A 14,768-nucleotide genomic window follows, 5' to 3' on the forward strand; every position below is an offset into this window, starting at 1 on the left:
GGGGCACAGGGCTGCCCGTGCCTTCGTCCGAGCTGCCGCCCACCGTCTTCGTCCTCTTCGGCGCCACCGGGGACCTCGCTCGCCGGATGGTGCTGCCGGCCTTCTTCGACCTCGCCCGCCACGACCTCCTCCCCCGGGACTGGCGGCTGATCGGCAACGGCCGCGGCGACGTCTCGCACGAGGACTTCGCCGACCGCGTGCGCGAGGCGCTGGCCGAGTTCGGCCCCGAGCCGGGCGAGGGGCCCTGGGACGGGTTCGCGGATCGGCTGCGCTTCGCCGGTGGCGGCTTCGGCAGCGACGACCCGGGCAGCCTGCTCGACGTCCTGGCCGAGGCCCGGGAGGAGCTGGGCGACGACGTGCAGTACGTGCACTACCTCGCCGTCCCGCCGTCGGCCTTCGAGGGACTGACCCGCGGCCTGGACGCGCACGGCCTCACCGAGGGCGCCCGCGTCGTCTACGAGAAGCCCTACGGCACGTCGCCGGAGTCCTTCCGTGAGCTCGACGAGCTGGTGCTGTCGGTCCTGGACGAGGAGCAGGTCTTCCGGATCGACCACTTCCTCGGCAAGGAGGGCACCCAGGACCTGCACGTGCTCCGCTTCGCCAACGGCATGTTCGAGCACCTGTGGAGCCGCGAGCACGTCGCCGAGGTGCAGATCGACGTGCCGGAGGACCTCGACGTCGCCGACCGCGCCGAGTTCTACGACGCCACGGGCGCCGCCCTGGACATGCTGGTCACCCACCTGTTCCAACTGGCGGCCGAGGTGGCGATGGAACCGCCCGTCAGCTTCTCCCCCGCCGACCTGCTGGCGGCCCGGGAGAGCGTCCTGGACGCGTTCCGGCCACTGGCCCCCGCGGACGTGGTGCTCGGCCAGTTCGAGGGCTACCGCGACATCGACGCCGTCGCGGACGACTCGACCACCGACACCTTCGTGGCCGCCCGTCTCTGGGTCGACACCGACCGCTGGCGCGGCGTGCCCTTCCTGCTGCGCACCGGCAAGCGGATGGCGGCCAGCCAGCAGCGGGTCAGCCTGGTGATGCGGCGCCCGGACGGGCCGCTGGACGACGTCCCGGGGCACGGCAACGTGCTGACGCTGTCGCTCTCCGGCTCCGGGGCCGTGGAGCTGCGGCTGGTCGCCAAGCGGCCCGGCCCGGAGCTGGCGCTGTCGGAGGGGACCGCGGTCCTGCACCTGGCCGACGTCCCCGGTGGCACGCCCCTGCCGCCGTACGTGTCCCTGCTGCACGACGTCATGACCGGCGACCGGTCGCTGTTCACCAGCAGCGCCGGCCTCGCCCGGGCGTGGACGGCCTTCGCCCCGCTGCAGCAGCAGCCGCCCCAGGTGCAGCCCTACGCCCCCGGGTCCTGGGGGCCCGACGCCGCGACCGACCTGCCCGGGCCGTGCGGCTGGGTCCTCGGCCCCGCCTCGGGGGGTGCAGACTCCGGCGGGTGACCGCCCCCGCCCGCTTCAAGGACCTCTGCCTCGACGCGCGCGACCACCAGTCGCAGGCCGACTGGTGGTGCGCGGCGCTCGGCTACGTGCGCCGCGACGATCTCGAGCCCGACGGCGACCCGCGCCCCGCCGACTGGCCGGTGCCGATCGTCGATCGTGCCGGAGAGGGACCCCTCATCTGGATCGTGCCGGTGCCCGAGCCGAAGATCCTGAAGAACCGGATGCACGTCGACGTCGTCGGCGACACGGAGGCGCTGATCGCCGCGGGCGCGCGGCTGGTGCGCCGGCGGGACCCCGTCCCCACCCCCGACGGCATCGAGTGGGACGTGCTGGCCGACCCCGAGGGCAACGAGTTCTGCGTCTTCTCCCCCGAGGAGGGTTGAGCCGCCTCGCCGTCCCCGGGGCCGAGGCGCGACGCGGCTCCACGGTCGCCGGGGCGGGCTGAGCCGGGCCGCGGAACGCCGACAGGGGCGGCCCGCCGAAGCGGACCGCCCCCATCGAGACGTTCTGGAACGGCCCCCTCGCAGGGACCCGGGGCGCGCGGAGCGTGTCCCGGGGAGCGAGGGGGTCCTTCGATCAGAAGTCCATGCCGCCCATGCCGCCGTCGCCACCGGGCATGGCCGGGGCGTTCTTCTCCGGCTTGTCGGCGATGACGGCCTCGGTGGTGAGGAAGAGCGCCGCGATGGAGGCGGCGTTCTGCAGCGCCGAGCGGGTGACCTTGGCCGGGTCGATGATGCCGGCCGCGACCAGGTCCACGTACTCACCGGAGGCGGCGTTGAGGCCCCAGCCGGTCTCGGAGTTGCGGACCTTCTCCGCCACGACGCCGCCCTCGAGGCCGGCGTTGACGGCGATCTGCTTCAGCGGGGCCTCGAGCGCGACGCGCACGATGTTGGCACCGGTCGCCTCGTCACCCTCGAGCTCGAGCTTCTCGAACGCGACGGCCGTGGCCTGCGCGAGAGCGACGCCACCACCGGCGACGATGCCCTCCTCGACGGCGGCCTTCGCGTTGCGCACCGCGTCCTCGATGCGGTGCTTGCGCTCCTTGAGCTCGACCTCGGTCGCGGCGCCGGCCTTGATGACGGCGACGCCACCGGCCAGCTTGGCCAGGCGCTCCTGCAGCTTCTCGCGGTCGTAGTCGGAGTCCGACTTCTCGATCTCGGCGCGGATCTGGTTCACCCGGCCGGCGATCTGGTCGCTGTCGCCCGAGCCCTCGACGATGGTCGTCTCGTCCTTGGTGACGACGACCTTGCGGGCGCGGCCGAGCAGGTCGAGACCGGCGTTGTCGAGCTTGAGGCCGACCTCCTCGCTGATGACCTGGCCACCGGTGAGGATGGCGATGTCGGTCAGCATGGCCTTGCGGCGGTCACCGAAGCCGGGGGCCTTCACCGCGACGGACTTGAAGGTCCCGCGGATCTTGTTCACGACCAGGGTGGCCAGGGCCTCGCCCTCGACGTCCTCGGCGATGATGGCCAGCGGCTTGCCCGACTGCATGACCTTCTCCAGCAGCGGGAGCAGGTCCTTGACCGAGCTGATCTTCGAGTTGACGACGAGCACGTACGGGTCGTCGAGGACGGCCTCCATGCGCTCGGTGTCGGTCACGAAGTAGGGCGAGATGTAGCCCTTGTCGAAGCGCATGCCCTCGGTGAGCTCGAGCTCGAGGCCGAAGGTGTTGCTCTCCTCGACGGTGATGACACCTTCCTTGCCGACCTTGTCCATCGCCTCGGCGATGAGCTCGCCGATGGCGGGGTCGGCGGCGGAGATCGACGCCGTGGCGGCGATCTGCTCCTTGGTCTCGACGTCCTTGGCCGTCGAGAGCAGGTAGTCGGTGACCGAGGCGACGGCCTTCTCGATGCCCTTCTTCAGGGCCATCGGGTTGGCGCCGGCGGCGACGTTGCGCAGACCCTCGCGGACGAGAGCCTGGGCGAGCACGGTGGCGGTGGTGGTGCCGTCACCCGCGACGTCGTCGGTCTTCTTCGCGACCTCCTTGACGAGCTCGGCCCCGATCTTCTCCCACGGGTCCTCGAGCTCGATCTCCTTGGCGATGCTCACACCGTCGTTGGTGATCGTGGGGGCGCCCCACTTCTTCTCCAGGACGACGTTGCGGCCCTTGGGGCCGAGCGTCACCTTGACGGCGTCGGCGAGGGTGTTCATGCCCCGCTCGAGGCCGCGGCGCGCCTCTTCTTCGAAGGCGATCATCTTGGCCATGTGGTGATGTCCTCCATGCATGGATCGCTGCACGGCCGGGACCGGCGCCCGCGACGGACGACACCGGTGCTGCGGGCGCTCCGTCGGCCCGCGGACCAGTGCCTCACCGTTCCGACCTGATTGGCACTCGGCACTGTCGAGTGCCAGCCAGAAGTCTGGCACTCGCCCCTGCCGAGTGCAAGAACGGGGGGTCGTCGCCGACTGTTCCCGCAGCCCGCAGGACCCCCTCCCTCGTCACGGCATGGGAAGCGATCCCCCCGTACTCGCACCCCAGGACGTGGGGATCGGAGGCGATGCCTCGACCCGGGTGGGGGCGCACAGCACGGAGGCCCGGCCCCCGAGCGGGGACCGGGCCTCGGCGCGGACTGCTGGACTCAGACGGCGCGGACGGCGTCCGCCTGGGGGCCCTTCTCGCCCTGCACGACCTCGAAGCTGACCCGCTGGCCCTCGTCGAGGCTCTTGTAGCCGTCCATCTGGATGGCGGAGTAGTGGACGAAGACGTCCTGGCCGCCGTCGACGGCGATGAAGCCGAAGCCCTTCTCGGCGTTGAACCACTTCACGGTGCCCTGTGCCACGTGTGCTCCCACGTTCGGTGCGTGCGGACGGTCCCCCGTGATGCCGGGAGCCGGGTCACTCGTTACCCGCCCGTCGGACACGTGCGTGGAACTCGAACCGCGCGAGAAGCTACAACAAAGAGACGTCGAACACACCTGTGCGGCGCGCGACGGAGCCCCAGGTGAGGCGGACGTTCTCGTATCGTCACCCGGTCAGGTGACCAGCGTAGCGCTAGCGGATCAGCCCCGCGGCGCGGACCGACTTCAGCGAGGGCTCCACACGGTGGGTCGGGCCGACGACCGGCTCGAGCGGGTCGAGGGTCTTCAGCCCCTCACCGGTGTTGAGGACGACGGTCTCCTTGGCCGGGTCCAGCCGCCCGTCGGCGACGAGCTGCCGGAGGACGGCGACGGTGACCCCGCCGGCGGTCTCGGCGAAGACGCCGGTGGTCCGGGCCAGGTCGCGGATGCCCTGCACGATCTCGTCGTCGCCCACTCGGCCGACCGAGCCGCCGGTGCGGCGGATGGCGTCCAGCGCGTACGGGCCGTCGGCGGGGTTGCCGATGTTCAGCGACTTCGCGATGCCGGTGGGCTTGACCGGCTTCACGACGTCCCAGCCGTTGTCGAAGGCGGTGGCGATCGGGTCGCAGCCGGCGGACTGGGCACCGAAGATCGTCCACTCGGAGGCCTCGACGATCCCGGCGGCGGTCAGCTCGCGGAAGGCCTTGTCGACCTTGGTCAGCAGCGACCCCGAGGCCATCGGGATCACGACCTGGGCCGGGATCCGCCAGCCGAGCTGCTCGGCGATCTCGTAGCCCACCGTCTTGGAGCCCTCGGCGTAGTAGGGCCGGACGTTCTGGTTGACGAAGGCGGTGTCCTCGAACTCGTCGGTCTCGGCGAGCTCGCTGGTCAGCCGGTTGACGTCGTCGTAGGAGCCGTCGACGGCGACCAGCGTCTGGCCGTAGACCGCCGACTGCACGACCTTGCCCGGCTCCAGGTCCGACGGGATGAAGACGTAGGAGGGCAGGCCGACGCGGGCGGCGTGCGCGGCCACCGAGTTCGCCAGGTTGCCGGTCGAGGCCGCGGCGATCTTCGTGTAGCCCAGGCCCTTGGCGGCGGTGGCCGCGAGGCTCACCACCCGGTCCTTGAACGAGTGCGTGGGGTTGGCCGAGTCGTCCTTGACCCACAGGCCCCCGGTGATGCCCAGTTCGTCGGCCAGCCGCTCGGCGCGCACCAGCGGGGTCATCCCCGGGTCGAGCGAGACGCGCCCCGCCGGGTCCTGGCCCACCGGCAGCAGGGCGACGTAGCGCCAGATGTTCTGCGGGCCGGCCTCGATCTGCTCGCGGGTGACCGCCCGCATGATCTCGGGGTCGTAGTCGACCTCGAGCGGGCCGAAGCACTCGGCGCAGGCGTGCTCGGCGATCAGGCCGAAGGTGGCGCCGCAGTTGCGACAGACCAGCCCGCGGGCCGGACACGGGGGGACCGGGCCCCCCGCGCTGGAGTCCGCCTGCAGGGATCCGGGAGCGGTCAGAGTCATGCGACGACTACCTCCTCATCTTCCCCGCGTCGGGCCGTCGAGCCGCGCGGGACGGAATTGGCACCTGCCGACGCGCCAGCTCGGGAGCTGCGTCATCGCGGTTGCCGGGGCTTCATCGGGCCGTGTCCCTCTGCCCCTCTGGATGAGTGGAACGTCGTCATGCTACCCGCGTCCGGGCGGCCGGCCGGACGCGGCCAGACTGACCGCGTGGCCACCCGCATCGTCTACACCGACCTCGACGGCACGATGGTGGGCCCGCGCGGCTCCTTCTGGCACACCGCCGGCCGCGACCTGACCGCCGACCCGGCGACGGCGCTGCTGGAGCTGCACCGCGCCGGGATCGCCCTCGTGCTGGTCAGCGGCCGGACGCTGGAGCAGGTGATCGAGGCCGGGCGCATCTTCGCCGCGGACGGCGCCATCGCCGAGCTGGGCGCGATGGTCAGCTGGAACGCCGGTCGGCACCGGCACCTGCTCACCGGTGAGCTGCCCGACCGGTACGCCGGCCGCACGCCCATGGATGTCTTCGCCGAGACACGGGTGGTCGAGGACCTGCTGGCCCGGCACGCGGGCCGGCTGGAGTGGCACGCGCCCTGGCACGCGACCCACGAGGCCGACGCCCTGCTGCGCGGCCGGGTCGACCCGCGGGCCGTCGACGCCGAGCTGGCCGAGCACGGCTACGAGTGGCTGACGCTCAACGACAACGGCGCCATCCCCGCGGCGTCGTACATGGGCCTGGACCCCGACCCCACACCGCCGCACGTCTACCACCTGATGCCGCGGGGGATCTCCAAGGGCACGGCCATCGCCTGGGACCTCGAGCGGCGCGGGATCGACCCGGCCGACGCCGTGGCCATCGGCGACAGCGTCAGCGACCTGGACATGGCGCCCGCGGTCGGCCGGCTCTGGATCACCGCGAACGGTGCCGCCGTCGACGGGATGCGCCGCCGCCTGGACGACGTCCCCAACGCGTCGGTGACCGACGCACCCATGGGCGAGGGCTGGGCCCAGGCCGTCCGCGCCAGCCTGTGATGGAGTCGCTCGAGTGCGGTTTCCGCACTCGAGCGACTCCGCTCACGAGGTGACGTCGCGGCGGGCGAAGTGGCGGAAGCCCAGTGCCGTGAAGACGGCGGCGTAGACCAGCGACTGGATGACGCCGCGGAACAGGTCACCGGAGTCGACCGGTGTCTGCAGCAGGTCGGTCCAGGCGAACGACCCCGCCGTCGGGAACCAGTCGCGGATCGAGCCGAGCTGCTCCACCTCGTCGAGGATCGCGAACACGAACACGGTGAACACCGCGCCACCGACGGCGGCCAGGGGCGCGTCGGTGATCGTCGAGAACCAGAACGCCAGCGTGCCGACGACGAGCAGGTGGACGGCGAGGTAGCCGACCATGCCGGCCAGCCGCAGCATCCCCTCGCCCTGGTCGAGGGTCACCCCGAGCGGGGTCCGGATGGCGTCGAAGCCGAACGCGATGCCGCCGGCGACCACCGCGACCGCGGTCAGGGCGACGAGCGCACCGACCGACAGCAGCAGCGCCGCGGCGAACTTCTGCCGCAGCAGGCGCATCCGCGGGACCGGCGTCGCGAGCGTGTAGCGCAACGACCCCCACTGCGCCTCGCTGGCGACGGTGTCGCCGAAGAACAGCGCGTAGACCACCACCAGGAAGAAGCTCGTGGTGGCGAACAGGACGAACAGCGTGAAGTTGAGGCCGCCGGAGGTGGCGACGTCGACCAGGTTCAGCCGGCTGTTCTCCTGCGCGTCCTCGCTGGCGCCGAACTTCAGCGCCGCGATGAGGATCAGCGGGAGCGCGACCATCAACCCGAGGGCGCCGATCGTGCGCCGCCGCTTGAACTGCCGGCGCAGCTCCACCGACAGCCGCAGGGTGCGCTCGGGCCGGTAGCCGGCGACCGCTCCGGTCGGCTGCACGTGCCGGGTCGCGGTCATGACTCCCCCACCAGCGCCAGGAACGCGTCTTCGAGCCGCCGTCGCGGGGTGAACTGGTCCACCGCGACGTCCGCCGCCACCAGTGCCTGCAGCGCCGCCGCCCGGGAGACGCCGGTGCCGAGGTCGGCGACCAGCCCGTCGTCGCCCCGCTCCGCGGTCACGCCCGGCAGCCCGGTGAGGACGGCGATCGCCCGGGCCTCGTCCGCCTCGTCGGCCAGACCCACGAGGACCGAACCGCCGGTGCCGACGATCTCCTCGACGGTGCCCTGCGCGATCTTCTGCCCCTTGGCCATCACGACCACGTGGCTGCAGGTCTGCTCGATCTCGCTGAGCAGGTGGCTGGAGACGATCACCGTGCGCCCGGTCGCCGCGTAGGAGCGCAGCACGTCGCGCATCGCGTGGATCTGCGGCGGGTCCAGCCCGTTGGTCGGCTCGTCGAGCACCAGCAGGTCGGGCAGGCCGAGCATCGCCTGCGCGATCGCCACCCGCTGCCGCATGCCCTGGCTGTAGCGGCGCACCGGCCGGTCGATGGCGGCGCCGAGGCCGGCCACCTCGATGGCCTCCTCCATGTGCGCGTCCGCGTCGGGACGCCCGGTCGCCGCCCAGTACAGCCGCAGGTTCTCCCGGCCGGACAGGTGCGGCATCAGGCCGGTGCCCTCGACGAACGAGCCGAGCCGCGACAGCACCGGCTGGCCCGGTCCGGCCGCGTGGCCGAAGACGCTGATCCGCCCCTCGGTCGGCCGGATCAGCCCCATGAGCATCCGCAGCGACGTCGTCTTGCCGGCCCCGTTCGGGCCGAGCAGGCCCAGAACCTGCCCGCGCCGCACCTCGAACGACAGGTCCCGGACGGCGACGAAGCCGTCCTTGTAGGCCTTGGTGACGCCCTCGAAGCGCAGCGGCACGTCCTCGCCGTCGGGCTCGACCTCCGACACCCGCCGGCGCTGCCGCCGGCCCCACAGCCGCGCGGCGAGCCACCCGAGCAGGCCCAGGGCGACCAGGACGCCGAGCAGGACCCACCAGCGGGTCGCGGCGCTGTCCCCGACCGGCGTGCCTTCGACCTCGGGCACGGAGAGCACCGCGCCGTCGCCGTCGGCGAGCGCCACGGAGTAGACGGTCGGCTCCGCCGGCAACGCGAAGCCCTGGTCGGTGGTGGAGACGACGACGCGCATCGTGTGCCCGGCCTCGAAGCGGTGCACGATCCCCGGGAGGGCGACGGAGACCTCGGTGGGCGCCGCCGGGTCGGTGGAGACGCCGCTGAGCCGCAGCGGCGCCACCAGCCCGGACGGCAGGGTCAGGCCGCCGTCGGCGTCGACGTCGTAGAGCTTGGCGAACAGCACGGCCTCCCCGCTGGGCGAGGAGACGGCGAGGTCGACGGTCGGGGCGCCGACCACCTCGACGGCGGCGTCCAGGGGCCGGCTGGCGAAGGTGGCGAACTGGCCGGGGATCTCCACGGTGGCCCCGCCCAGCGCCGCGGTGACCGCGCCGAGCCCGGGCACGGTGGTCAGCGCCGCGGGCGACCCGCCGGCCGGGGTGACCACCGGCTGGGCCGGTCCGGAGACCGGGACGGCGCTGCGCTCGGCGGGCTCGGCGTCGTCCAGGCCGGGGTAGGCGTCGGCGACGACGGTCCGCGCGGCGCTGCCGCCCTGGACGGTGAGGCCGGTGGTGGCGATGCCGGTCGGTGCGGGGAACTCGAAGCCGGTGCCCGGGTCGCTGCCGCGGGCGGGGTCGTCGGCATCGCGCAGGTGCCAGGAGAACCAGCCGGCGACCTCGTCGCGCAGCGCGCCGGCGACCCGGTCGGACCCGGCGTCGTCGTGCCCGCCGTCGTACCAGACCACCCGGACCGGGGTGCCGTTCGCGGCGATGCCCCGGGCGTTGGCGTCGGCCTGGCCCAGACCGAACAGCGAGTCCCGGGTGCCCTGGACCAGCAGGGTGGGCGCGGTGATGCGGTCCAGGACGCCGGCCGGGCTGCTCCGGTCGAGGATCTCGGCGATCTCCGGGGTCAGCGTGCCGGTCGCGGCGGCGTCCCCGTAGGCGGCGCAGATGTCGGCGCGGAAGCGGCCGCAGGTCAGGAACTGGTCGACGGCGTCGGGGTCCAGCGTGGTCGGGTCGATCTGCGGGAGGTCCGCCGCGTCCCCTCCTCCGCCGCCACCCAGTGCCTCGAGCAGGCCGCCGCCCGTCGGCACGGAGCCGACGCCGAAGAACAGGCCCGCCCACAGCCGCTTGTAGACCCCGCCGTCGCCCTGCGGGGTCGCGGCGACGGTGGCGGCGTCGACGGAGCCGGACGCGTTCGGGAACAGCGCGGCGGACAGGGAGTTCCAGGTGATCTGCGGGGCGATCGCGTCCACCCGGTCGTCGTAGGCGGCGCCCAGCAGTGACAGCGCCCCGCCGTAGGAGGCTCCGGCGACGCCGACCCGCGGGTCGCCCGGGCCGTCCAGCAGCACGTCGTCGCGGTCGGCGAGCAGGTCCAGCAGCGTGGAGAGGTCGGCGACCTCGTAGCGCGGGTCGTCCAGGCCGATCTGACCGGTGCTGACACCGAAGCCGCGGGCGGAGAAGGTGAGGACGACGAACCCGCGCCCGGCGAGGTCCCGGGCGTCGCCGGCCACCGACTCCTTGCTGCCGCCGAAGCCGTGGGCCAGGACGACGGCCGGAGCCGGGTCGTCGGCGTCGGGCAGGTAGAGCGTGGTGTCGAGCTCGACCGCGTCCGCGCCGGTCCCCGAGGGGACCATCGCGTCCTCGGTGGTCACCTCGGCCGCGGCGGCCGGGGGGACGACGACGAGGAGGGCGCCGGAGAACAGGAGCGTCAGCAGGGCGACGAGCGTCGACCGGGCGCCGGGGCGCGGGCGGGGACGTTCGGGCCCGCGGTGAGGGCGGCGCACGCAGCGGCCAACGGACGGCGACACGATGGTGTTCCGGAGGTGTCCGCCCGGCGGATGCGTCAGGGCTGCCAGTCTCCGGCGGCGACCACGACCAGCCCGTCGGCGGCGGTCTCGGAGACCTCGAAGAAGCGCACCGCCGGCCCGGTCACCTCGGGGTGGGCCTCGACCAGCTGGAGCGCCGACTGCCGCTGCGTCTCGTCGCCCTCGGTGAAGTACACGGTGGTGACGGGCACGTCGGCGCCCTCGTACGGGCCGGTCTCCGCCGTCGGCCAGCCGCCCTCGTCGAGCACACCGGCGATGCTGCCGGCCAGGCCGGTGACGCCCGTCGCGTTGAGGACGGTGACCGGCACCCGCACGGGGGTGGCCGGGGCCTCCTCGACCGGGGGCAGCGGCTCGACGCTCAGCGGCGGGAGAGCACCGCTGGTCTGCACCGGCGCGGAGGTGGTGGGCGCGGCCTGGTCGCGGCCGTCGGAGGCCTCCTGCGTGTCCGGGGAGGTGAAGGAGTACACGCCCAGGACCAGCAGCGCGACCACGACGACGGCGACCAGCGCCGCCAGCCCGCGACGGCGGGTCGGGGCCGGCTCGTCGTCCTCGGTGCCGGGAACCGGCGTGCGGACGTGCCGGACGCCCTTGCGCTTGTCCTCGCGGCGGCGCTCCTCCTCCGCGGCCCGGCGCTCGGCGCGGAGCGCGGCGCGACCACCCACGACGCCGGTGTGCGAGCCGCTGTCCGGCCCGCTCGCGGCGCGGGCACCGGTGGGCAGGCCGGAGCCGCGGCCGCCGGAGAACCGGTCGTCCTCGTCGAGGCGCTGGTCGGGGAACGGCTCCTCACCGAACCGCTCGTCGTACGCCCCGGTGCCGGGGACCTCCGTGGCCGGGACGACGGTCTCCGGCGCCGAGACCCGGCCGCGGACGATCTCCCGGTCGGGGATCGCCGTCGTGGCCGGGGGTGCCCCGGCGCCCGAGGGCCTGGTCCAGTCGCGGTAGGCCGGGTTGCCGTTGGGCGTGGCGGGCGGCGGGCCGACCGGGGCGCGGAACGGCTCGGCGGGTCGCTCCGGCTCGCCCGGCACGACGGTCGGCGGGGCGGCCGGGGGCTCGTCGAGCCGGATGCGGTCCCAACCCGGCGAGGAGACGTCCGGCAGCGGCGCCGACGGGTGCTCGGTCGGCTCCGGCGTGGGGACGGCCTGGAACGGCGCCATCGTGGTCCGCGGTCCGGGGACCGACGCCGGCGGCTGGGCCACCGGCGCGGGGGTGCGCGACGGCGCGGCGGCCACGGCGGCCGTCACGGGAGCGGAGACCGGCGGTCGGGCGGTCGCGGGCGCCGGGGGCTCGACCGGTCGCGGACGGGCGGGAGCCGCGGCTGCGGCAGCCGGCGGGACCGCCGCGGCCGGCCGGGACGGCGCGGCCGGCCGGCCGGCCAGGCGGGCGGGCTGCGCGGCGGCCGGGCGGGCCGGCGACGGCGGGGCGGGCGGGCCCAGCCGGGGCGGACGACCGGGGTCGATGCCGGCTTCGAGCAGGCCCTCGCGGCGCCGGTCGGCGCGGCTGCGGGCAGGAGACGTCGGGTGGTCGCCGAGGTCGTCGGGCAGCTCGGCCGGGGGCGGGGTGCGCGCGTCGGTCCGGCGACGGTTCAGCGGGGCCGAGGGGTTCCCCCGGTCCCGTCCGTCACCGCCTGGTGCGTCATGCCTCCCCACGGTGTTCGAATCTAGACAACACGGTTGTCATTTCCCAGCAGGTGCGACGAACGACGCTGCCCGCGCGCGGCGCGCAGGCGTCGGAGACGGCGGACGAGCAGGGGGTCGACGGCGAGCGCCGCAGGCCGGTCGACCAGCGCGTTCAGCGCCTGGTAGTACCGCGTGGGGGCGAGGCCGAAGCGCTCCCGGATGGCCGTCTCCTTCGCGCCGGCGTGGCGCCACCACTGCCGCTCGAAGGCGAGCATCTCCTGCTCGCGCTCGGTCAGGACGGGACCGGGGTCCTGGGGGGCGGCCTCGGCCACCGGTGCCGGGACGGCGGACCCGGGCGGGGTTCCCTCGCCCCCCGGCGGGGAGACCGCGGGAGCTGGTTCGGGGTGCATCGGACGTCCTCCGGTTCGTGCGCGCGGGGAAGGAGCGCTGAGGCGACGGTAGTCCGGGGTACCGACGTTCTCGACGTCGTCAGACCGGCTCGGGCACCGTGTCGGCGGCCCGCCGGCGGGCGCCGGCGCGGGCGTTGCGCAGGCTGTCGAGGCTGAACACCGCCAGGGCGACCCAGACGATGACGAAGCCGGCCAGCCGCGCCGGCGGCATCGGCTCGGAGAAGACGAAGACGCCGACGGCGAGCTGGATCAGCGGCGTCACGTACTGCAGCAGCCCCATGGTCGACAGCGGCACGCGGCGGCTCGCCGCGGCGAACAGCAGCAGCGGGATGGCCGTCGCGATGCCGGCGCTCATGAGCAGCAGCAGGTGCCCGGCGCCCTCGCTGCCCGCCGTCCCCTCGCCGCGGCCGTGCAGGACGGCGAGGAAGACCACCGCGGGCACCAGCACGACGGCCGTCTCCACGAAGAGCCCGGGCGCGGGGTCCACGCGCACGAGCTTCTTCATGAGGCCGTACAGCCCGAAGCTCCCGGCCAGGGCGAGGGCGATCCACGGGGGGCGGCCGTAGTCGAGGGTCAGGACCAGCACCGCGACGGTGGCGATCCCGACCGCCGTCCACTGGAGCGGTCTGAGCCGCTCGGCGAAGAAGACGACGCCCAGGAGCACGCTCACCAGCGGGTTGATGAAGTAGCCGAGCGACGCCTCGACGACGTGCCCGGAGTTGACCGCCACCACGTAGACCAGCCAGTTGATCGTCACGAGGACGGCGGCGGTCGCGAGGACCAGGAGGGTCCGGCGGTCGGTGACGGCCGGCGGCACCTGGCGCCAGCGCCGGACGACGGTGAGCAGGAGCGCGACGAAGACGACCGACCAGAGCACCCGGTGGGCGACGATCTCCAGGCCACCGGCGGGCTCGAGCTGGCGGAAGTACAGGGGGAAGACGCCCCACAGGAGGTAGGCGCCGAGGCCGAACAGCACCCCGGAGCGGCCTTCCTGCACCGCCGAACCGTACGCCCGGCCAGCCGGGGTCGTGAGCCGGGCTCACGACGCCGGATCAGGCGGTCTGGATGTAGTCGACCAGCTGCGCCCGCTCCTGCTCCAGCTCGTCGAGCCGCGCCTTGACGACGTCGCCGATCGACACGATGCCGACCATGGCGCCGTCCTCGACCACGGGGACGTGCCGGATGCGGTGGTCGGTCATCGTGCGCGCGAGGTCGTGCACCGAGGCGGTGGGCACGCAGGTCCGGACGTCGGGGGTCATCAGCGCCGACACCGGCTGGTCGAGCAGGGCGGGTCCGCGCTCGGGCAGCGCACGGACGACGTCCCGCTCGGTGACGATGCCCTCGATGGAACGGCCGTCCGGGGAGACCACCAGGGCCCCGATCCCACGCTCGGCGAGCAGCGCGAGGGCGGCCGCGACGGTGGCCTCCCGGTCGACCGTGGCCACCTCCGGGCCCTTGTGGCGGAGCAGCTGCGCGATCTGCACGGGACCTCCTCGGGACGCGGGCGACGGCCAGGAGTGTGCTCGCGGTCACATCTGCGTGGCAATGCCACTCCCCCCGTTCCCCCAGGAGGCCTACCGTCGGGGTGTGCGCACACAGCAGACCGCGGCGCCGGCCCTCCCCCGCCCCGGCGCCCTCCGGTGGCTCCGCTACGCCCTCGGCGGCGGGCTGCCCGAGCGGTTCGCGCCGTGGGTGCTCGCCGACACCACGGAGCCGGGCTGGATCCGCCGGCACGTCGCGCGCGCCGTCGTGCAGATGCTGCCGCTGGTCGCCCTGTGCCTGCTCGTGCCGATGCCGTGGGCCTACCGGGTGTCGGCGGCCCTGGGCGGGCTGCTCATCGGCCTGACCTTCTCCCTGGCGTTCATGGTCGAGACGACCGAGCACCGGGTGGCCAAGGCCGGGTACCCGGCGGGGACCGCGGCGGCACTGCGCGAGGAGCGCACCGAACGCGCGCAGCTCGAGCGGCGGGCGCCGTACCGGGTCGACGGCGCCGGCAGCTTCGACTGAGCCGATGTCCAGCTTCGGTTGATGCTTGACGGAGCTACGTCGGTTGATCCTTGACGCTCAGGACGTCGTTCGTTGGATCGATGCCCGCTTCTTGCGGACCTCCCCTCGGCTGGTGCGGGCGACGGTCTTGGC

General features: G+C 74.0%; 13 protein-coding genes and 1 riboswitch. Of the genes, 4 read left to right on the forward strand and 9 right to left on the reverse strand.

From position 1 onward, the window contains the following. Window positions 1–17 precede the first annotated feature (17 nt). Both DQ240_RS21465 and DQ240_RS21470 read left to right on the forward strand, forming a co-directional pair. A complete protein-coding gene (locus DQ240_RS21465; RefSeq protein WP_113841742.1) occupies window positions 18–1,448 on the forward strand; it encodes a glucose-6-phosphate dehydrogenase (NADP(+)) in 1,431 nt (476 codons plus the stop codon). Beyond that, complete coding sequence (locus tag DQ240_RS21470) at window positions 1,445–1,831, forward strand: VOC family protein (protein ID WP_113841743.1); 387 nt, start codon at window positions 1,445–1,447, stop codon at window positions 1,829–1,831. The genes DQ240_RS21465 and DQ240_RS21470 overlap by 4 nt, the downstream gene beginning before the upstream one ends. Window positions 1,832–2,024: 193 nt before the next feature. Here the strand turns inward: DQ240_RS21470 and groL are convergent, their stop codons facing one another. The 3 genes from groL to thrC form a co-directional block, all read right to left on the reverse strand. Next, window positions 2,025–3,653, reverse strand: coding sequence for a chaperonin GroEL (gene groL / locus DQ240_RS21475; RefSeq protein ID WP_113841744.1), 1,629 nt, complete (start codon window positions 3,651–3,653; stop codon window positions 2,025–2,027). 374 nt (window positions 3,654–4,027) lie between these two features. Then, the gene (locus DQ240_RS21480; RefSeq protein ID WP_073418412.1) at window positions 4,028–4,228 is read right to left on the reverse strand and encodes a cold-shock protein; all 201 of its coding nucleotides are present in this window, start codon (window positions 4,226–4,228) and stop codon (window positions 4,028–4,030) included. Between the two features lie 211 nt (window positions 4,229–4,439). After that, window positions 4,440–5,741, reverse strand: a complete 1,302-nt coding sequence (thrC, locus tag DQ240_RS21485; protein WP_199589454.1) for a threonine synthase — start codon at window positions 5,739–5,741, stop codon at window positions 4,440–4,442. 12 nt (window positions 5,742–5,753) lie between these two features. Then, a riboswitch (SAM riboswitch) is annotated at window positions 5,754–5,890 on the reverse strand. Window positions 5,891–5,948: 58 nt separating this feature from the next. On the opposite strand from thrC, the gene DQ240_RS21490 reads away from it, so the two are divergent. Then, entirely contained in the window at window positions 5,949–6,770 is an 822-nt protein-coding gene (locus tag DQ240_RS21490) for an HAD hydrolase family protein (RefSeq protein WP_113841745.1), read from the forward strand. Window positions 6,771–6,812: 42 nt separating this feature from the next. On the opposite strand, the gene DQ240_RS21495 is transcribed toward DQ240_RS21490, so the two are convergent. The 6 genes from DQ240_RS21495 to DQ240_RS21520 all read right to left on the reverse strand — a co-directional run bounded on the left by DQ240_RS21495 (window position 6,813) and on the right by DQ240_RS21520 (window position 14,113). Next, window positions 6,813–7,685 (reverse strand): ABC transporter permease, encoded by an 873-nt coding sequence (locus DQ240_RS21495; protein ID WP_113841746.1) that lies wholly within the window; start codon window positions 7,683–7,685, stop codon window positions 6,813–6,815. Then, window positions 7,682–10,561: an alpha/beta fold hydrolase gene (locus DQ240_RS21500; RefSeq protein ID WP_113841747.1), complete on the reverse strand. Its 2,880-nt coding sequence runs from the start codon at window positions 10,559–10,561 to the stop codon at window positions 7,682–7,684. The genes DQ240_RS21495 and DQ240_RS21500 overlap by 4 nt, the downstream gene beginning before the upstream one ends. Window positions 10,562–10,620: 59 nt before the next feature. Next, the gene (locus tag DQ240_RS21505) at window positions 10,621–12,249 is read right to left on the reverse strand and encodes a LytR C-terminal domain-containing protein (protein ID WP_113841748.1); all 1,629 of its coding nucleotides are present in this window, start codon (window positions 12,247–12,249) and stop codon (window positions 10,621–10,623) included. Window positions 12,250–12,260: 11 nt separating this feature from the next. After that, entirely contained in the window at window positions 12,261–12,629 is a 369-nt protein-coding gene (locus tag DQ240_RS21510) for a DUF3263 domain-containing protein (protein WP_113841749.1), read from the reverse strand. A gap of 79 nt (window positions 12,630–12,708) precedes the next feature. Beyond that, the gene (gene rarD, locus DQ240_RS21515) at window positions 12,709–13,626 is read right to left on the reverse strand and encodes an EamA family transporter RarD (protein WP_113841750.1); all 918 of its coding nucleotides are present in this window, start codon (window positions 13,624–13,626) and stop codon (window positions 12,709–12,711) included. Window positions 13,627–13,681: 55 nt separating this feature from the next. Next, window positions 13,682–14,113 carry a CBS domain-containing protein gene (locus DQ240_RS21520; protein WP_113841751.1) on the reverse strand — a complete coding sequence of 144 codons (432 nt, stop codon included), beginning with the start codon at window positions 14,111–14,113 and terminating at the stop codon, window positions 13,682–13,684. A 103-nt stretch (window positions 14,114–14,216) separates the two neighbouring features. On the opposite strand from DQ240_RS21520, the gene DQ240_RS21525 reads away from it, so the two are divergent. Then, window positions 14,217–14,636 (forward strand): DUF5313 family protein, encoded by a 420-nt coding sequence (locus DQ240_RS21525; RefSeq protein WP_113841752.1) that lies wholly within the window; start codon window positions 14,217–14,219, stop codon window positions 14,634–14,636. The last annotated feature ends 132 nt before the right edge of the window (window positions 14,637–14,768 follow it).

It is taken from the genome of Blastococcus sp. TF02A-26, from assembly GCF_003319125.1.
Lineage (GTDB): Bacteria > Actinomycetota > Actinomycetes > Mycobacteriales > Geodermatophilaceae > Trujillonella.

Coding starts and splice junctions, on each gene's coding strand:
- DQ240_RS21510 (WP_113841749.1), bottom strand. CDS start 12,629: ATGCACCCCGAACCAGCTCCCGCGGTCTCCCCGCCGGGGGGCGAGGGA.
- thrC (WP_199589454.1), bottom strand. CDS start 5,741: ATGACTCTGACCGCTCCCGGATCCCTGCAGGCGGACTCCAGCGCGGGG.
- DQ240_RS21495 (WP_113841746.1), bottom strand. CDS start 7,685: ATGACCGCGACCCGGCACGTGCAGCCGACCGGAGCGGTCGCCGGCTAC.
- groL (WP_113841744.1), bottom strand. CDS start 3,653: ATGGCCAAGATGATCGCCTTCGAAGAAGAGGCGCGCCGCGGCCTCGAG.